The sequence below is a fragment of the Rhodoferax antarcticus ANT.BR genome, from assembly GCF_001938565.1.
Taxonomy (GTDB): Bacteria; Pseudomonadota; Gammaproteobacteria; order Burkholderiales; family Burkholderiaceae_C; genus Rhodoferax; species Rhodoferax antarcticus.
In genome coordinates, this window is the sequence record NZ_MSYM01000005.1 from 125,338 (window position 1) to 141,892 (window position 16,555).

Sequence of the window (16,555 nt, forward strand, 5' to 3'; positions counted from 1 at the left end):
TCAGGCGGGAGCCAGTTCGGCGGACACGGTTTCCAGCCCGGGCTTGCCGTACCAGTAGCCGTTGCAGGCTTTCGCGGGCATCAGCGTCTGCAATTCGGCATTGGCTACATCGGCGCTGAGTTGGCCGCTGATGACCGCCTGGAACAGCGCAATGATGCGCTCAGTATGCTGAGCCTGCGGGCTGATGCGCAACACATCCACACCCAGCGCTTGCATATCGGCAATTTCCGGCAACAGGTTATAGACACGTGCCGACTGGGTCTGGATGCCGTTGAGCACCAGAAATTCTTCATTCTCGCGGGTGCGCATGAGCAAGCCGTCAGGGTAGTCGATGCATTTGAACTGGCAGTCGTCCTTGGGCAGGTTGGCGTGGCGCGCGGTAAAACAACGTGCCGAGAACGCCAGCGGCATGCGGCCATAGGCAAACACCTCGGTCTGCAGGCCTGCCGGTCGACCCTGGTGAATCAGCGCCAGATCAGCCCGCCCCAACTCCAGCGGCAGCACCCAGCGGTGCATGCCCAGCGGGGCCATCCAAGCCAGCGTGGGCAGGTTGTAGATATTGAGGTGCGGCCCACCGACAAACGGCACCTTGTTTTCAACGCAACGCACAGCGCCCATGTCGTTGGCTTCGACCATGAACTCACCGTTGTCGGCAATCTTGTGCAGCACGGTCACATCGGCACCGGACTCAATCAGCACCTGGGTGGACAGCACCACCTCTTTGCCGCCATCACGCAGTTTTCTGGCAATGTCGATCCAGTCTGACAAGCGCAGTTCGTGGCGGCGTGAGCACACGGCCTCGCCCAGATAAACGATATCGACCGGGCTGCTGGCCACTGCCTCATAAAAAGCCAGCACCTGCTCGCGTGGCCAGTAGTAAAGAAGGGGGCCTAGAGAGAGTTTCATCGGGATCACTTCCACGGGCGGTGATAAGCGCCCAAGGTATGTTGCTGGCCTTCGGCCACCTTGTCCAGATCACTGACCCAAGACGGTTTGGCGGTGTAGCGGTGCGGGTTGTCGCGGCAGCTGTCAATGGCTTGCCGCCACACCTTGGTGACCTGCGCCACGTAAGCCGGGCTGCGCTGGCGGCCCTCAATTTTGATGGCGCGCACGCCCATATTCATCAATTGCGGCAGCAAACTCAGGGTGTTGAGGCTGGTAGGCTCTTCGATGGCGTAATAGTTGTGGTCGTCTTCCACATCAAAGCGGCCTTTGCACAGCGTGGGGTAACCGGCGTTTTCGCCGGGAGCGTAACGGTCGATCAGCACGCCGTTCAGGCGCGACTCGCGGCCTTGCGGCGTTTCAACCCAGCGCACCGCCTTCGGGGGTGAACACACGCCATTGCTGTTGGGGGCCTCGCCGGTGACGTAGCTGGACAAGGCACAGCGCCCTTCCACCATCACACACAGGCTGCCAAAGCCAAACACTTCGATCTCGATCGGCGTCTTGGCCATGAGCTGCTCAACCTGCGTCATGGACAGCACGCGCGGCAGCACCGCCCTGGAGATGCCAAAGTGCTGGTAATAGAAGTCCAGCGCCTCAAAATTGGTGGCCGAGCCCTGCACCGACAAGTGCAGGCGCAGCTGCGGCTGGTGTTTGACGGCGTAAGCCATCAGGCCCGGGTCCGCCAGAATCACCGCATCCACGCCGCTGTCAGCCGCCCGGTCCAGCGCGCCACACCAGACATCGGTCTTGGCGGCCTGCGGGTAGGTATTGAGTGCCACAAACACCTTGCGCCCACGCTCATGGGCGTAGCGGATGCCGGTAGCAATGGCCGCGGCGTCAAAGTTCAGGCCGGCAAAGTTGCGCGCATTGGTGGCATCGCGAAAGCCCAGGTACACACAGTCGGCACCGTTGTCCACGGCCGCCTTGAGCGCGGGCAGGCTGCCAGCGGGGCAGACCAGTTCCATGGGTACATTGGCAACTACCCCAGCCGGGGTGGGCGGTGAAGAATCAGCAACAGTAGGCATAAAGTCGTGGCTGGGCGTCCGGCAAGGCAGTACCCATAGAGTCAAGGCAGCGAGGGTAACCATGCGGGTGCACCAAGTAAATGATGTAGGTCAACCCAAAGCGAAAAAACGCTGCCTTTTGCCGATGGCCCGCCAAAGGCATCTATCAGGTGAGCGAAAAAACGCTATTATTTATATAGCTTTTAACGCTTGCTGTATAGGGGTTAGATGCCAAATTTACCAGAATTATGTGTGCACCAGCCAGATGCGATTCAGGGCGCGTATTTGGCCAAAAAGCTGCGCAGGTCACGAAAATCGGGCAGGCGCTCGGTCAGCATGTCGTGATCCCAGTCCCACCAGGCGGTGGCTTCCAGCGCCTGGGCAATGGCGCGGGGAAAGCGCTGGCGTAACACTTTGGCCGCGACGCCACCGACGATGGTGTAGGGTGCCACGTCCTTGGTAACCACCGCATTGCTGCCTACCACCGCACCGTTGCCAATGCGCACCCCGGGCATGATGACCGCGCCGTGGCCGATCCAGGTGTCGTGCCCAATCATCACGCGCTGGCGGGCACGCCAGGCAAAGAAGTCGGCATCGTCTTGGTCATCCATGCCGTAATAGGTGCGCCGGTAGGTAAAGTGGTGCAGCGTGGGCCACTCCACCGGGTGAAAGCCGGGGTTGATGCGCACCATGGATGCAATGTTGGCGAACTTGCCGATGTCAGTCGACATCAGGTCGCAGTTCGAACCCAAGTACGCGTAGTCATCCAGCAGGCAGTTTTCCAGGCGCGAATGCTCGCCCACTTGGGTGTAGCGGCCAAAACGACAGTCGCGCACCACCGCGCTGTCAGCCAGCGTGGGTGCCAGGCCCAGCTGCACGGCGGGGCCAACGTTAAAGGCGTCGATGTGGGTGTAGCTCACGGCAAACGCTCCAAAATAACTTGATCAAAAAGTGCGCTTGCCGGCCACCCAGGTTTCCAGCACCGAGGGCATGCCGACGCGGTTCATGCGCACGCGCAGCAAGTCAGCGCGCTGGCCCACAGCCACGTCACCGCGGTCGGTCAGCCCGATGGCGCGCGCCGGGTTGCAGGTGACCGTGCGCACCGCCTTGGGCAGCGTCCAGCCCTGCAGCGGTGCCAGCATGAAGGTGGCCATCAGCAGGCTGCTGGGCACGTAGTCGGACGAAAAAATGTCCAGCAAATCAAGCTGCGCCAGCTCGGCCGCCGATACATTGCCTGAGTGCGAGCCGCCCTTGACCATGTTGGGCCCGCCCATGATGATGGCCATATTGGCATCGCGCGCGGCCTGCGCAGCCGCCACCGTGGTCGGAAATTCCGACATGCCCACGCCTTCTTCAACCGCCTGGGCAATATCAGACAACAGCGTGTCATCGTGGCTGGCCAGCGGCAGGCTGCGCGCCTGGCATTCGCGCACGATCTCAATGCGGTGCGGTGGCGAGTAGGCTTGCTGATCGGCCTTGCGCTGGGCGATCATGGCATCAAATTCGGCGTCGCTGTAGCGCCCATTGCGCTCGGTGTAACGGCGGTAGCTTTTGAGGTCACGCCACTGGCGCTGACCGGGCGTGTGGTCCATCATGCTGACGAGTTTGAGTAAGGAGTCATCGGCATATTGGTGAAACACCTCCAGCATGTCGGGGGCCGACAACTCGCAGCGCAGGTGCAACAGGTGCTCGACGCGCAACAGACCTTCTTCACGGCACTGGTGCAGCGCGGCAATCGAGGTGTGCTGGGTCTGGCAGCGTGGGCCGCCCTCATCCAGGTCGCCAATCACCACCGAATCCAGCACCGTGGTGATGCCCGCCGCCGCGCATTGCGCATCGTGCACGGTCATGGCCGAGTGCGCGTTCCACAGCACGCCGGGGCGTGGCGACAGGTGTTTTTCAAGGTTGTCGGTATGCAACTCAACCAGGCCCGGCATCAGCCAGTCGCCGGCCCAGTCCTGTGCCTCGGGCAGCGCGGTGTTGCTGCGGTCAATGGCGCTGATCAGGCCGTCTTTAACGACCAAAGTGCCGGTGAATTCATCGTCCGTGGTGATGATGCGGGCGTTGCAGATGATGTGCTGTGTCATGGGGTGTGTCCTGGTCAGTCAGATGGGTTTTCGGTATTGCTCGACATCAAACCGGCGCGTGGCGACGGCCTCGCGCACTTCATCATCATGAAAAATGCCCACGATGGCGCTGCCCTGGGCGCGTGCGGCGCGAATCAGCTCGACCACCACGCGGCGGTTGTCTGCATCAAGCGAGGCGGTCGGTTCATCAAGCAATAAAACCGGTGGCGCGGTGATCATGCCGTGCGCAATGTTGACGCGCTGCTGCTCGCCACCTGAAAACGTGGCGGGTGGCAGGCTCCACAAGTGCGGCTGCAGGTTCAGCCGGGTGAGCCACTGCGCGGCCTGCTCGCGGGCGCTTTCCGCGGCCACGCCCATGCGGCGCAGCGGGTCGGCCACGATGTCGATCGTGGACACCCGTGGAATCACGCGCAAAAACTGCGACACATAGCCCAGCGTGCGACGGCGCACCTCAAACACCTCACGCGGGGCGGCACTGGTCATGTTGACCCAGCGGCCCTCGTGGCGCACCCGCACGTCGCCGCTACTGGCCCCGTAGTTGCCGTACAGGCAGCGCAGCAATGAGCTTTTGCCGCTGCCCGAGTGCCCGGTCAGCGCCAGGCACTCACCGGGCTGCACGCTCAGATCGATATTGGCAAACACCGGCAGTTGCTGGCCACCCCGGCCATGCAGGGTGAAGGTTTTGGATAAGGCCAGGGTTTCAAGTAAAGCGGTCATGGTGTCAGTACCGAGGAAACAAGCAGTTGGGTATACGGGTGTTGCGGGTCGTCCAGCACGCGGTCGGTCAGGCCTTGCTCGACCACCAGGCCATCTTTCATCACCAGCATGCGCTGCGCCAGCAGCCGCGCCACTGCCAGATCATGGGTGACCACAACGGCGGCCAGTTGCAGGTCGTCCACCAGTTCGCGCAGCAAGTCCAGCAGCCGAGCCTGCACCGACACATCCAGCCCGGTGGTCGGCTCGTCCATGAACACCAGACGCGGGTGCGTCACCAGATTGCGGGCAATTTGCAGGCGCTGCTGCATGCCGCCCGAGTAAGTAGCGGGCAGGTCATCGATACGGCCGGTGTCGAGCTCGACGCGCTGCATCCAAGACAGCGCCTCGCCGCGCAGCTTGCCGTAGTGGCGCGCGCCCAGTGCCATCAGGCGCTCACCGACATTGGCCCCGCCGGAGACCGCCATGCGCAGGCCGTCGCGGGCATGTTGCTCGACAAAACCCCAGTCGGTACGCGCCAGCCAGCGCAGGCGCGCCTCGGACAGCATCGCCAGATCGGTCAAGCCAGCAGCGTCGCGTTCAGACTCGGCACGCAGGTCGTAATGCACCGAGCCCTGGTCACAGGCCAGCCGTGCCGCCAGCAAACGCAACAAAGTGCTTTTGCCCGAGCCCGACTCGCCCACCACCGCCAGCACTTCGCCTGGGTACAAATCAAAACTGACACCACGGCAGGCCCAGCGCGGCTGGCCCTGGTGCATAAAGGCCTTGCCCGCGTCACGGGCGCTGAGCAACACATCGGCTGTCATGCGGCCTCCTGATTGGGGGGTTGGGCGCTGGCGGGCTCGCTGGCCAGCACATTGCGCAGCGTTACCGCCTGCTGGCTGCCGACATGGCCGGCCTCGCGGCGCTCCTGACAATAGTCGCTGTCGGAGCAGACGAACAAGCGGCTGCCGGCATCGTCCACGATCATTTCGTCCAGGTAGCTTTGGTCGGCACCGCACAGCGCGCAGGCGTGTTCCCAGTGCTGCACTTCAAATGGATGGTCTTCAAAGTCAAGGCTACGCACTGCGGTGTAGGGCGGCACGGCATACAAGCGCTTTTCACGGCCCGCGCCAAACAATTGCAGCGCCGGGTTCATGTGCATCTTGGGGTTGTCGAATTTTGGAATCGGTGAGGGCGACATCAGGTAGCGCTCGTTGACCATGACCGGGTAGTCATAGGCGTGCGAGATCGCGCCCATCTGGGCAATGTCTTCATACAAGCGCACATGCATCAGGCCGTAATCGGTCAGCGCGTGCATCTTGATAGCCTCAGCGCGGCTCGGTTCTAGGCGGAACAGCGGCTCGGGCATGGGCACCTGGTAGACCAGGATTTGTGCCTCGGTCAGCGGCTGCTCAGGAATGCGGTGGCGCGTCTGAATCAATGTCGCCTCAAGCGTTTTCTCGGTCGTTTTCACGCCGGTGGTGCGGGCAAAAAAGCGCCGTATATTGACCGCGTTGGTGGTGTCGTCCGAGCCTTGGTCGATCACCTTGAGTACATCGCTTTGGCCGATGATGCTGGCCGTGATCTGCACGCCGCCGGTGCCCCAACCGTAAGCAAATGGCATTTCGCGCGAGCCAAACGGCACTTGGTAGCCGGGCACGGCGACGGCCTTGAGCAGCGCACGGCGAATGTGCTTCTTGGTGCGCTCGTCCAGAAAGGCAAAGTTGTAATGGGTGTCCATCATGCGGCCTCCGGCTGATCGGGTGTGGAAGGGTTGACCGGGTTGACCGAATTGACCTGGGCATGGCTGGCGCGCAGCTTGCGCACCAATTCAAGCTCGGCCTGAAAGTCGACGTAGTGCGGCAGTTTCAGGTGCTGAACAAAGCCCGATGCCTCGACGTTGTCGGCGTGCGAGAGCACAAATTCTGCGTCTTGCACCACGGCAATGCGGGGCTCGCCTAACTCGTCGGCGCGCAAGGCCCGGTCCACCAGCGCCATCGCCATGGTTTTGCGCTCGGCACCGCCAAAGGCCAAGCCATAGCCTTGGGTGAACTGCGGTAGCACATCGCGACTGCCGCTGAACTGGTTGACCATCTGGCATTCGGTGATTTCCAGGTCGCCAATGTCGATGGCAAAGCCCAGTTCGTCGGGCTCCAGTTCGACGCTGACACAACCCCGGCGGATTTCGCCGGCAAACGGGTGTGAGTTGGCGTAACCGCGCTGGCTGGCGTAGCCCATGCCGAGCAGCCAGCCTTCGTCAGCACGGGCCAGGGCTTGCAGGCGCAGGGCACGGTCAGCGGGAAACATCAGCGGGTTACGCGTCAAGTCGGCTGGCGTGTTCTGGGCATCGGGCTGCGGGGTTTCCAACAGGCCTTCTCGTGCCAAAAGCTCGTTGATGCGCGGCACGCTTGCGCTAGTAGCTTCAATATTTGTGGCAAAGGTGACCGCGCCGACTGGCGTTTGCGGGGCGGTCATGGCTTCACCGCAGCCCTCAGCCAGCAGTGCAAAGTCCAGCAGGCGCTGGGTATAGTCATAGGTGGCACCGAGTAACTGGCCGCCCGGAACTTCTTTGAAGGTGGCCGAGATGCGCCGCGTCAAGGCCATGCGCGCCGTGTCGAGCGGCAGCGCATAACCCAGACGCGGCAAGGTGGTGCGGAAGGCGCGCAGCAAAAAAATGGCTTCCACCAGGTCGCCGCTGGCCTGCTTGATGGCCAGTGCGGCCAGTTCGGGGTCATACAGTGAGCCTTCACTCATCACCCGATCCACGGCCAGCGACAGTTGCGCGCGGATTTGCGCCACCGACAGTTCGGCAATGCCGGTGTCACCGCGGCGTTGCGCGTCGAGCAAGCGCCATGAACTCTCAATCGCGGCAGCGCCGCCCTTGACAGCAACATACATATCAAACCCTTTCCAGTCGCTGCACGCGGGTGGTGCGTGGCAAACCCAGGCACCTGTCACCGCAGGTAAAAATGATGTCCACACCCTGTGGAAAAGCCGCATGGTTGGCTTGCCACTGCGCCCAAAAACCGACGGGCAGTCCGGCCAGGTCAAGCTGACAACTGTGCTTGATGCCGGGTCCGCGCCCTTGCGTTGGCGCGCCACCGTGCAAAGCAGGCAACTCAATCAGCACGGTGGTGGAAAACTCGGGCGAGGTCGCCGTACCAGCGGCGAAGGCGTTCAGGTTCAGGCCATCCTGACTGGCACGCACCACGGCAAAGCTGGCCAGCTCAGGCAGCGTCGTCACTGGCGCGCCGGTGTGAAAACGCAGCCAGTACTGCGAAGGTGCATCATCTTGTTGCCACCAGACCGGCGTTTCATCGTCGGTCAGGCTCAGCAGCAGGCGCGCCATGGCCCCACCTAGCGCCACACCGGGCAAGGCCGGGCCAACGTTGCAAACCTGGCCGGGCCGGGACAGCGCGTTGAGCACTTCCCGAAAGGCCTGTTGCGACTGGTGCACGGCATCGGGCATGGCAGCCGCCAAAGTGGATGTTGCGTTCATGCTTCGCCCCGTACAAAAGTAAAAAATTCGACCTTGGAGTCGGCCACGTCCTGCTGCCTGCGCGCCCGCGCCGCAGCCTGGCTTTGTGCCAAGGGCGCGATCAGCGTGCGTTGCAGCGCGTCATGCTGCAGCGGGTCTTGCAGCAGGGCATCAAACAATGCCGCCAGTTCCGCTTGACGCTTGTTGCGTCCCAGCGTGTAGGCCACCCCCAAAGGGCCGTGCCCCAGGCGCACTGCGCAGCGCACCACCGTGGCTTCGCCCAGATTGAACGCATTGCCGGTGCCGCCCACGCGGCCACGCAGCATGAGCATGCCGACTTCAGGCGGGCGTACCTGCTGCAGCGGCTGTCCGGCTAGCAGGTCGGTATGCGCTGCGTAAGCGGCTTCGAGTTGAGGCTGTGTGGCGCGTGTCAGCACCGCCAGCCAGGCCGGGCGCTGTAAAAATGTGTGTGATGTTGAGTCGCTTGTCATACAGATGTCTAAATCAGTTGGTAGAGTAGATTATTCAGTTCAATGCAGGCGATCTGACTTGTCCACGTCCTGTAGTTCACCCCGCCAACATGAAAGATTTATGACATTCGAAAGAATTACGCCAAGTGCACCTGGGCGTCGCAGCGGGGTGACCGTGTGGCGCCAGATCGCCGATACGCTAACCACCGAAATCCGCGACCGCGCCTATGCCACCACAGGTCGCCTGCCCGGTGAGGTCGAGCTATCGGCCCGCTTCGGTGTCAATCGCCACACCCTGCGTCAAGCCGTGGCGGCACTGCAAACCGAAGGGCTGGTGCGCATCGAGCCCGGGCGCGGCATGTTTGTGCAGCATGAGTTGCTGGACTACGCCTTGTCGCGCCGAACCCGTTTCAGCGAAAACTTGTTGCGCCAGGGCTTGCTGCCGAGCAAGCAACTGCTCACCGCCCGTGAGTTACCTGCGCCAGCGCGTGTTGCCAGTGAGCTTCAGCTTGACCCCGGCACCCTGGTGCTGATGGTGGAAACCCTCGATGAAGCCAATGACCAGCCGGTCGGCTTGGCCACCGCCTACTACCCGGCAAAGCGCTTTGCAGGTCTGCTGGAACGCCTGGGGGATGGTTCAAGCATCAGTGACATCCTGCGCCATTTCGGCGTGCAAGACTACCTGCGGGCGCGAAGCCGTGTCACCACGCAGATGCCCTCCGACGAAACCGCACGCTTGCTCAAGCAGCCGGTGACCCGGCCGCTGCTGTGCGTGGAATGCCTGGACGTGGACATGAACAAGCGACCCATCAAATACGGCGAAACCGTCTTTTGCGGTGACCGCGTGCAACTGGTGGTGAACACGGGAGACGAACAATGAACCGGCGCTATGCCATTTATTTCGCGCCTCAGAAACACGCACCCTGGTGGCATTTCGGCAGCCACTGGCTCGGGCGCGACGAGTTTGACGATGTGCTCCTGGCGCAGCCCACACTGCCAGACATCGCACCAGACGAGCAGGCGCTGGTAACCGCTGAGCCCCGGCGCTATGGCTTTCACGCAACGCTGAAGGCGCCGTTTCGCTTGATTGGCGGTCATACGGAGCAAGATTTGCTGGCACGCCTGCACACATTGGCGACAGTGCTCAAGCCAGTCACGCTGAGCCCCTTGCAAGCGAGTGCGCTGGGCAATTTTGTTGCACTGACCCCGGCCGCCGAGTCCGCGCAATTGCAGATATTTGCCGCTGCTTGCGTGACCGAAGTCGATGACTTGCGCGCACCGCCAAACGCTGCCGACCTTAAGCGCCGGCGCATTGACGCGCCTGATGCGCGTGGGCTTGAACTATTGCAGCACTACGGCTACCCGCATGTGCTGGAGCGCTTTCGCTTTCATTTCACGCTCAGTGGCGCGGTAACGGCCCAGACGCAGCAGCGCCTCATTTACGCGGTCAGCCCCGAGATTGACCGACTCAACGCCCTGGCGCCGTTGGTGCTGGATCAGCTTTGCCTGTTTGTCGAGTCTGCGCCGGGTGCTGCATTTCTGCGTGTGGCCGACGTGCCGGTGGGCGCATGAACGGCGCCTGGGTGTTTGTCTGCGGTCCGTCGGGGGCCGGCAAGGACAGCGTGATGGCCGCTGCGCGCGCGTTGCTGGCAGATCGGGCCGACATCGTCTTTGCCCGGCGCATGGTGACGCGACCGCCCCATGCAGGCTCGGATCATGACCCGGTATCTGGGGGGGAATTTCAGACGCTACTCGGTTCTGGTAGCCTATGCTGGCATTGGTGGGCACATGGCTTTGTGTATGGCATTGACAGCAGGTATGCGCAGGACGTGCTGTCCGGATGCTTGGTGGTGGTGAACGGCTCGCGCGCACATGTGAGCAACTTGCCAGTCTCGCCACAGTTGCGGGTGGTGCAAATCAGCGCAAGCCCACAGCAATTGGCCCAGCGCATGACACAGCGTGCCAGGGACTCTGCCGATGCCGTCACCCGTCGGCTGGCGCGCAATGCAGACTTTGCCGACATAGCGGCAGATTGCCACATCGTCAACGACACAACACTGGCTGTCGCTGCCCGGCAATTGGCCGACTACATGACGACTCTGGCCGTCACGCCGTGATGGCGACGACGAATTCACTATTTATTTAATAGCTGCTTGCGCCTATGAAATAAGGGCTAGAGGCCCATTTATCTTAAATTATGTAACTACTTAGCTGTTTCCGGCATCGTCATTGCGAGGAGCGCAGCAACGCGGCAATCCAGGAAGTCAGGTGGTCTGAATTCATGGATTGCCACGCTACGCTCGCAATGACGGTAGCTGAGTAGTTACCAAATTATTAAATCACCGCCTCGCGGATGCGAGCTGAGATGATGTCCAGCAAGGTCACGGTGATGACGATGATGATCATCACGGCGCAGGTTTCAGCATACTGAAAAGCGCGGATGATTTCCCACAGCACCGCGCCAATGCCGCCTGCGCCCACCATGCCCACGACTGATGCCGAGCGCACGTTGGACTCAAACCGGTACAGCGAATACGAAATCCACAGCGGCAGCACCTGCGGAATGACGCCATAAACAATTTCTTCCAGCGCGTTGGCACCGGTGGCGCGAATGCCCTCGATCGGCTGCGCATCAATCGACTCGACGGCTTCTGAAAACAACTTGGCCAGCACGCCGGTCGTATGCACAAACAGAGCCAGCACCCCGGCAAACGGCCCTAAACCCACGGCCACAATGAACAACATGGCGAACACCATCTCGTTGATGGCGCGCGCCGCGTCCATCAGGCGACGAATCGGCATGCGAACCCAGACAGGTGCGATGTTGGTGGCCGACAGCAGCCCCAGCGGAATGGCAAATATCACCGCCAGCACCGTGCCCCACAAGGCAATCGCCAGCGTGACACCCATTTCTTCAAGATAGAAACGCCATTGACTAAAGTTGGGCGGAAAGAAATCCGCGGCGTAAGTGACCATGTTGCCCGAATCGCGCACCAGATCCAGCGGTCGCATGTCGGCACTGCGCCAGGATGCTGCCAACAACGCCAGGGCTACGCCCCACAGCAACATGGTCAGCAAGCTGGTCTTTGGCGCGGCCAGGTGCGGTGATGGCGCTGGGCGCATGGGGACAGGGACAGTCATGGCAACTTCAATCAACGGGTGTCAATCAGGCAAACGTTGGCTTATTGGCTAAGCGCAGCGAGTTGCTTGTCCACTTCAGCGATCTTGGTCTGTTTTTCGCTGGCCGCCAGAGTGGCATCCATTTCAAGCTTGTTCTTCAGCTTGAACAGCTCAAGCTGGCGAATCGGGGTCAGTTGGGCATTGGTGGAAGCCTTGAAGCCCGACAGCTTGGACAACTTCATCAAGACATCCTTTTCCTGTTGGCTGCCGGTGCCGTAGCTGTAGAAGAAGTCTTTGACGCTCTTCTTGGTGACTTCGGGCAGGTCCTTGCGCATCACCAGCGGGTCCAGCGGAATCAGCGGCGAAGTCCAGATGACGCGGATCTGGTTGAACTTCTCGGGCATGCGCTCTTTGAGCTTATCCAGGTTTTCGCTGTTGTTGGTCGCCACGTCAACCTGCTTGTTGGCCACTGCCAAGGCGTTGCTTTCGTGGTTGGCGCTGCGCGCGACCTTGAAAAAGGTCTTGGCATCGATGTGGTTTTGGGCGAAGACATAAAAGCTCGGCACCAGGAAACCGGAAGTCGAATTAGGGTCGCCATTGCCGAAAGCCAGGTCTTTGCCATGCTTGAGCATGTCGTCCAAGGACATCAGCTTGCTGTCCTTGTTGACGATGAGGTGCGAGTAGTAGCCCTGCGTGCCATCCGCATTGACCATTTGGGCAAAAACTTCACCGTTGGCGCGGTCCACCGCTTCCATGGCCGATTTGTTGCCAAACCAGGCGGCATGCACCTTGTTGAAGCGCATGCCTTCAATGATGCCGGCGTAATCGGATGCGAAAAAGGCATTGATCTTCATGCCGGTTTTCTTGGCCATAGCATCCAGGATCGGCTGCCAATCGGTTTTCAGATTTTGCGATGACTCGGTCGAGATGATGCCGAAATTGAATTCCTTCATTTCCTGCGCGTGGGCCGGTGTCAGGGCAAACAGTGCCGTAGCAGCCAAGCCAGTGAGTAGTTTCTTGATCATGAAATTTCCTAGAGGGTTAAAAAATGCGGGGGAGAGTTCAACTCAGGCGGCTTGCGCCAAAGGCACCGGCCAAGCCCGATGGGGAACGGGTTTTGCCTTGTCTTCAAGGCTCGAAATATGGTCGCCAAGCGACAAAATATCATCGGCATCGGCGCCATACAACTCGCGTAAAACAGCAGGCGTGAGTCCGACCGAGGGGCCGTCGTACACCACCCGACCCTGATGCAGGGCAATGGTGCGCGGGCAATATTTGATGGCAACGTTGACCTGATGCAGCGACACCACCACGGTGCACCGGTCTTCGCGGTTGATGCGCGCCAGAATGTCCATCACCTTGCGGCTTGATTCGGGGTCAAGCGAGGCGATGGGCTCGTCGGCCAGCACCACTTTGGCACCCTGCACCATGGCGCGGGCAATGGCGGCGCGCTGCTGCTGGCCACCCGACAAGGTCGAGGCCCGCTGGGCCCAGCACTCGTCAATGCCAACGCGGCGCAAGGCCTCGATGCCGCGCGCCTTTTCCGCCTGGGTGAACCAGCGCAACAGGCTGCGCCACATCGGCACCTTGTGCAAGGTGCCGGCCAGCACATTGATGATGACCGGCAAGCGCCCAACCAGATTGAACTGCTGGAACACAAAGCCGATGCCCTCCCGAATCTGGCGAATGTCGCGGGCAATCTGGCCACCTTTCTGGACAGTTTTGCCATGTATCTGGATCAGACCCTGGGCTGAGCCGTCACCCGCCATCAGCCCGGCCATGTGCCGCAACAAGGTGGACTTGCCGGAACCCGACGCGCCGATCAAAGCCACCATCTCACCGGTGTTGATGGTCAGATTGACATCCTGCAGCGCCTTGCGGCCGCCCCGAAAGGTCTTGTTCAGCGCACTGATATGAATAGCTGTTGGCATGGTTTTTCCTGAAACGATGGTCGAACCATAACGACGCAATATGTCAAAAACGTGTCAAAAAAGTGGCACGCAGGCAAGCCTGAGGCAATACCAGATCCCTTTGCTCTGCTGCCCACCCCATGAACCGACACCTCTGGCTACTGGCCATTTGCCAGGGTCTGTTTTTGACCAACAACGTGACCTTTATTGCCATTAACGGGCTGGTCGGTTTCAGTCTGGCGCCGCTGGGCTGGATGGCCCATGCTGCCGGTGATGGGTTACGTCGTGGGTGGTGCGTTTTCTACCGGACTGGTGGTGGCGCTGGGCAGCGCGCTGCTGTGTGCCTATGCCGCTTTTAACCACAACTTCTGGCTGCTGTGCGCCGCCACGCTGGTCGCTGGCTATTGCAACGCTAATGGCAATCTGTAACGCTTTGCTGCGGCCGAACTGGCTGGCAGCGCCTTTCGTGAAAAGGCGGTGTCGCCGGTCATGGCCGGCGGCCTGATCGGCGCGGTGCTCGGCCCGAACCTGGCCGCGCAGACGCGCGGTTTGACACAAGCACCCTTTGTTGGCGCCTATCTGGCGCTGGCCGGGGTGGCACTGTTGTCGATGGGGGTGCTGAGCCTGATCACTTTTACACCAGCACCGGCTAAAGTGGCTGGCGATGGGGGGCGGCCCCTGAAAGAGATCATGCGCCAGCCCACACCTGGTTCGCGTCTAGAGTGGTCGAGGGTGGCATTTTTTCGCTGGTAGGCTGCACGGTGGCACCGGGTTTTGATTTTGCTGACTTTTGCCTGGCTGACCGGGCTGCGCTGGTGGCGGCTTTCCCACAGCATCAGCAGATCATCCAGGCGCTGACACGTTGAACGCTGCCAAAGCGCAGCCTTAACTATCCTTCAGCCAACCAGAAAAACCCGAGCGCTGGCACAGTGATGGTGCGCCCCTCCAACTCAAGCAGGGTTCCCGCGACCAGGTCTTTGGCAACTTGGCGAAAAAACGGGATGGATGCGCTGATCTCGTCAAGTTGCAGGGTTTGCGGTTCAGCATTGAAGTTGGCCACCACCAGCACCTGGCTTTTGCTCGTTTTGTGATCTGTCTGCAGGTACACCAGCAAATTCGGATTGCTGACCGACAGCAGCTCGCGGTTTTGAATGTCGGCAAAGGCAACGATCTCCTTACGCAAGGCAATCAACTTTTTGAGTGCGCTGAAGATCCGGTATTCGAGCGTGCCGGACTGCTTTCGCTTGGCCGCTTTTTCCCAGTCAAAGTAGTACCTATGCATCCAACGGTTGTCGTCTGCTTTGTTGGGGTCGGACAGGTAGATCTGATCATTGACCATGCCAATCGCGTCGCCGTAATACAGCAGTGGAATGCCGCCAAACGACAGAATCACCGCGTGCAAGGTGATGATGGTTTGAATCGACATATCGATGCCGTAGGCATCATTGGCCTCGATGGCCGCCTCCAGCCCCACCAAAGAGGCCAATGAGCCGCTGAAACGGGCATCGCCCGTCTTCGCGTTGACGCTAAACGGCAGGCCCCGAGCGGTGGAACCAGGAAAGTGGCCGGTAAAGTAGTTCAACAAAAATTGCCGATGTGCATGCGGGTCATAGTCGACGTGCCGAATGTCCTGATCATCAAATCCCAGACCGATGTCATCATGGCAGCGCACGTAGTTGAGCCAGGTTGCGCGATCGAGCTTGACCGGCAGGCTGCGCACGCCCTGGTTCAGCAGACGTGCGTTTTTGGTCGCCACAGCATCCCACAGCAACGCCATCAGGGTGGCGTTATAGGCAATCTCGCATTCCTTGGCGTTGATGGCATCCTCGCCGAAATACTTGGCAATCTCACTCGGGGCCACGATGGCCTCAGCGATAAACAGCACGCCTGGCGCCGTGACTTGGCAGCAGTCTTTCATGAGTTGCAGCAGCAGGTGCGCCTCACGCTCGTTCTGGCAGGTGCTGCCCATTTTTTTCCACAGGAAAGCCACCGCGTCCAGCCGAAGGATGTCTACCCCTTTGTTGGCCCAGAACAGCATGATGCCGATCATGTCGATCAGCACCTCGGGGTTACGGTAGTTCAGGTCCCATTGGTAGTGGTTGAATACCGTCATGACCCACTTCCCCATGGCGGCGTCCCAGGTGAAATTGCCTGGCGCGTTCACCGGAAAAATTTCGGGCATGGTTTGCTCGAACGCGTCGGGCATGCTCCGGTCGTCGAAGGCGTAGTAGTAGTCTTGGTATTTCGTGACGCCCTTGCGCGCGCTTTGCGCCCAGGCGTGCTGGTCCGAGGTGTGGTTAACCACCACATCAAGCACCAGCAACATGTCGCGTTGCGCCATCGTCTCGGCCAGGGCTTTGACGTCGTCGTTGCTGCCATAGCGCGGATCGACCTTGTAATAGTCGCTGACGGCGTAGCCACCGTCGCTGGCCGAGGGCGGGCAGGCCAAAATTGGCATGATGTGCAGCAGGTTGACACCCAAATCCTGCAGGTAGGGCAGCTTGTCGCGCATGTCTTCCAAGTTATCGGCAAAGCGATCGCAATACACCGCCATGCCGACCCATTTTTGACTTAGAAACCAGTCGTAGTGCTGCTCTCGGCCCATATCGCTGTCGCGTAAGCGTGTTGGTCGCTCAACGTAGCGTCGGGCCAGTGTTTCGACAAGTTTCAGCATTTGCGCGGGAAAATCTTCGCGTTCGCCGTACAGCAGGTGAAATAGTGAGTGGATGGCGTAAAAGTTGGCCCCCAGCCGGGTGTAAAAGTGGCGCATGTTCGGATGCTCCAACTCCGGCTTGAGCTTGGTCAAGATGTCGTTCAGCAAGGCGTGCGAGGTTTGTTCGTACAT

General features: G+C 60.6%; 18 protein-coding genes and 1 pseudogene. 5 read left to right on the forward strand and 14 right to left on the reverse strand.

Going from position 1 to position 16,555, the window contains the following annotated elements; all coding sequences use genetic code 11:
• The 10 genes from BLL52_RS02285 to phnG all read right to left on the reverse strand — a co-directional run bounded on the left by BLL52_RS02285 (window position 1) and on the right by phnG (window position 8,701).
• Window positions 1-906, reverse strand: coding sequence for a U32 family peptidase (locus tag BLL52_RS02285; RefSeq protein ID WP_075585109.1), 906 nt, complete (start codon window positions 904-906; stop codon window positions 1-3).
• A 5-nt stretch (window positions 907-911) separates the two neighbouring features.
• On the reverse strand, window positions 912-1,970 hold the full coding sequence (ubiU, locus tag BLL52_RS02290; protein WP_083633739.1) for a ubiquinone anaerobic biosynthesis protein UbiU: 1,059 nt from the start codon (window positions 1,968-1,970) through the stop codon (window positions 912-914).
• 251 nt (window positions 1,971-2,221) lie between these two features.
• Window positions 2,222-2,869, reverse strand: coding sequence for a DapH/DapD/GlmU-related protein (locus BLL52_RS02295; protein WP_083633740.1), 648 nt, complete (start codon window positions 2,867-2,869; stop codon window positions 2,222-2,224).
• Between the two features lie 24 nt (window positions 2,870-2,893).
• The gene (locus BLL52_RS02300) at window positions 2,894-4,036 is read right to left on the reverse strand and encodes an alpha-D-ribose 1-methylphosphonate 5-triphosphate diphosphatase (protein ID WP_075585111.1); all 1,143 of its coding nucleotides are present in this window, start codon (window positions 4,034-4,036) and stop codon (window positions 2,894-2,896) included.
• An 18-nt stretch (window positions 4,037-4,054) separates the two neighbouring features.
• A complete protein-coding gene (gene phnL / locus BLL52_RS02305; RefSeq protein WP_075585112.1) occupies window positions 4,055-4,753 on the reverse strand; it encodes a phosphonate C-P lyase system protein PhnL in 699 nt (232 codons plus the stop codon).
• On the reverse strand, window positions 4,750-5,556 hold the full coding sequence (gene phnK / locus BLL52_RS02310) for a phosphonate C-P lyase system protein PhnK (protein WP_075585113.1): 807 nt from the start codon (window positions 5,554-5,556) through the stop codon (window positions 4,750-4,752). Before phnK ends, phnL begins: the two co-directional genes overlap by 4 nt.
• Entirely contained in the window at window positions 5,553-6,476 is a 924-nt protein-coding gene (locus BLL52_RS02315) for an alpha-D-ribose 1-methylphosphonate 5-phosphate C-P-lyase PhnJ (RefSeq protein ID WP_075585114.1), read from the reverse strand. Before BLL52_RS02315 ends, phnK begins: the two co-directional genes overlap by 4 nt.
• Complete coding sequence (locus BLL52_RS02320) at window positions 6,473-7,630, reverse strand: carbon-phosphorus lyase complex subunit (protein ID WP_075585115.1); 1,158 nt, start codon at window positions 7,628-7,630, stop codon at window positions 6,473-6,475. Before BLL52_RS02320 ends, BLL52_RS02315 begins: the two co-directional genes overlap by 4 nt.
• Window position 7,631: 1 nt before the next feature.
• On the reverse strand, window positions 7,632-8,231 hold the full coding sequence (phnH, locus tag BLL52_RS02325; protein ID WP_075585116.1) for a phosphonate C-P lyase system protein PhnH: 600 nt from the start codon (window positions 8,229-8,231) through the stop codon (window positions 7,632-7,634).
• Window positions 8,228-8,701: a phosphonate C-P lyase system protein PhnG gene (gene phnG, locus BLL52_RS02330; RefSeq protein ID WP_075585117.1), complete on the reverse strand. Its 474-nt coding sequence runs from the start codon at window positions 8,699-8,701 to the stop codon at window positions 8,228-8,230. Before phnG ends, phnH begins: the two co-directional genes overlap by 4 nt.
• Window positions 8,702-8,801: 100 nt before the next feature.
• Here phnG and phnF point away from each other — a divergent pair, with 100 nt between their 5' ends.
• From phnF to phnN, 3 genes are read left to right on the forward strand one after another with little or no spacing between them, the layout of a single operon-like run.
• Window positions 8,802-9,560 carry a phosphonate metabolism transcriptional regulator PhnF gene (phnF, locus tag BLL52_RS02335; protein ID WP_075585118.1) on the forward strand — a complete coding sequence of 253 codons (759 nt, stop codon included), beginning with the start codon at window positions 8,802-8,804 and terminating at the stop codon, window positions 9,558-9,560.
• Window positions 9,557-10,252 (forward strand): DUF1045 domain-containing protein, encoded by a 696-nt coding sequence (locus BLL52_RS02340; RefSeq protein ID WP_075585119.1) that lies wholly within the window; start codon window positions 9,557-9,559, stop codon window positions 10,250-10,252. Before phnF ends, BLL52_RS02340 begins: the two co-directional genes overlap by 4 nt.
• Entirely contained in the window at window positions 10,249-10,797 is a 549-nt protein-coding gene (gene phnN, locus BLL52_RS02345) for a phosphonate metabolism protein/1,5-bisphosphokinase (PRPP-forming) PhnN (RefSeq protein ID WP_075585120.1), read from the forward strand. Before BLL52_RS02340 ends, phnN begins: the two co-directional genes overlap by 4 nt.
• 217 nt (window positions 10,798-11,014) lie before the next feature.
• On the opposite strand, the gene phnE is transcribed toward phnN, so the two are convergent.
• From phnE to phnC, 3 genes are read right to left on the reverse strand one after another with little or no spacing between them, the layout of a single operon-like run.
• The gene (phnE, locus tag BLL52_RS02350; protein ID WP_075585207.1) at window positions 11,015-11,821 is read right to left on the reverse strand and encodes a phosphonate ABC transporter, permease protein PhnE; all 807 of its coding nucleotides are present in this window, start codon (window positions 11,819-11,821) and stop codon (window positions 11,015-11,017) included.
• A 41-nt stretch (window positions 11,822-11,862) separates the two neighbouring features.
• Window positions 11,863-12,825 (reverse strand): phosphonate ABC transporter substrate-binding protein, encoded by a 963-nt coding sequence (gene phnD, locus BLL52_RS02355; RefSeq protein ID WP_075585121.1) that lies wholly within the window; start codon window positions 12,823-12,825, stop codon window positions 11,863-11,865.
• Between the two features lie 42 nt (window positions 12,826-12,867).
• Window positions 12,868-13,731, reverse strand: coding sequence for a phosphonate ABC transporter ATP-binding protein (gene phnC, locus BLL52_RS02360; RefSeq protein WP_075585122.1), 864 nt, complete (start codon window positions 13,729-13,731; stop codon window positions 12,868-12,870).
• 119 nt (window positions 13,732-13,850) lie between these two features.
• Between phnC and BLL52_RS02365 the strand changes: the two are divergent.
• Window positions 13,851-14,412: pseudogene (locus BLL52_RS02365) on the forward strand (MFS transporter); the annotation flags it as partial.
• A 20-nt stretch (window positions 14,413-14,432) separates the two neighbouring features.
• Window positions 14,433-14,576 (forward strand): cupin domain-containing protein, encoded by a 144-nt coding sequence (locus BLL52_RS02370; protein WP_083633741.1) that lies wholly within the window; start codon window positions 14,433-14,435, stop codon window positions 14,574-14,576.
• A gap of 23 nt (window positions 14,577-14,599) precedes the next feature.
• Here the strand turns inward: BLL52_RS02370 and BLL52_RS02375 are convergent, their stop codons facing one another.
• Entirely contained in the window at window positions 14,600-16,555 is a 1,956-nt protein-coding gene (locus BLL52_RS02375) for an alpha-amylase family glycosyl hydrolase (protein ID WP_075585123.1), read from the reverse strand.

Excerpts from the sequence above, each read along its gene's own strand:
- phnE (WP_075585207.1), bottom strand. The coding sequence starts at position 11,821 with ATGACTGTCCCTGTCCCCATGCGCCCAGCGCCATCACCGCACCTGGCC.
- BLL52_RS02300 (WP_075585111.1), bottom strand. The coding sequence starts at position 4,036 with ATGACACAGCACATCATCTGCAACGCCCGCATCATCACCACGGACGAT.
- ubiU (WP_083633739.1), bottom strand. The coding sequence starts at position 1,970 with ATGCCTACTGTTGCTGATTCTTCACCGCCCACCCCGGCTGGGGTAGTT.
- phnH (WP_075585116.1), bottom strand. The coding sequence starts at position 8,231 with ATGAACGCAACATCCACTTTGGCGGCTGCCATGCCCGATGCCGTGCAC.
- phnL (WP_075585112.1), bottom strand. The coding sequence starts at position 4,753 with ATGACCGCTTTACTTGAAACCCTGGCCTTATCCAAAACCTTCACCCTG.
- phnK (WP_075585113.1), bottom strand. The coding sequence starts at position 5,556 with ATGACAGCCGATGTGTTGCTCAGCGCCCGTGACGCGGGCAAGGCCTTT.
- phnF (WP_075585118.1), top strand. The coding sequence starts at position 8,802 with ATGACATTCGAAAGAATTACGCCAAGTGCACCTGGGCGTCGCAGCGGG.
- phnC (WP_075585122.1), bottom strand. The coding sequence starts at position 13,731 with ATGCCAACAGCTATTCATATCAGTGCGCTGAACAAGACCTTTCGGGGC.
- phnN (WP_075585120.1), top strand. The coding sequence starts at position 10,249 with ATGAACGGCGCCTGGGTGTTTGTCTGCGGTCCGTCGGGGGCCGGCAAG.
- BLL52_RS02320 (WP_075585115.1), bottom strand. The coding sequence starts at position 7,630 with ATGTATGTTGCTGTCAAGGGCGGCGCTGCCGCGATTGAGAGTTCATGG.
- BLL52_RS02315 (WP_075585114.1), bottom strand. The coding sequence starts at position 6,476 with ATGATGGACACCCATTACAACTTTGCCTTTCTGGACGAGCGCACCAAG.
- BLL52_RS02285 (WP_075585109.1), bottom strand. The coding sequence starts at position 906 with ATGAAACTCTCTCTAGGCCCCCTTCTTTACTACTGGCCACGCGAGCAG.
- BLL52_RS02375 (WP_075585123.1), bottom strand. The coding sequence starts at position 16,555 with ATGTACGAACAAACCTCGCACGCCTTGCTGAACGACATCTTGACCAAG.
- phnG (WP_075585117.1), bottom strand. The coding sequence starts at position 8,701 with ATGACAAGCGACTCAACATCACACACATTTTTACAGCGCCCGGCCTGG.
- BLL52_RS02340 (WP_075585119.1), top strand. The coding sequence starts at position 9,557 with ATGAACCGGCGCTATGCCATTTATTTCGCGCCTCAGAAACACGCACCC.
- phnD (WP_075585121.1), bottom strand. The coding sequence starts at position 12,825 with ATGATCAAGAAACTACTCACTGGCTTGGCTGCTACGGCACTGTTTGCC.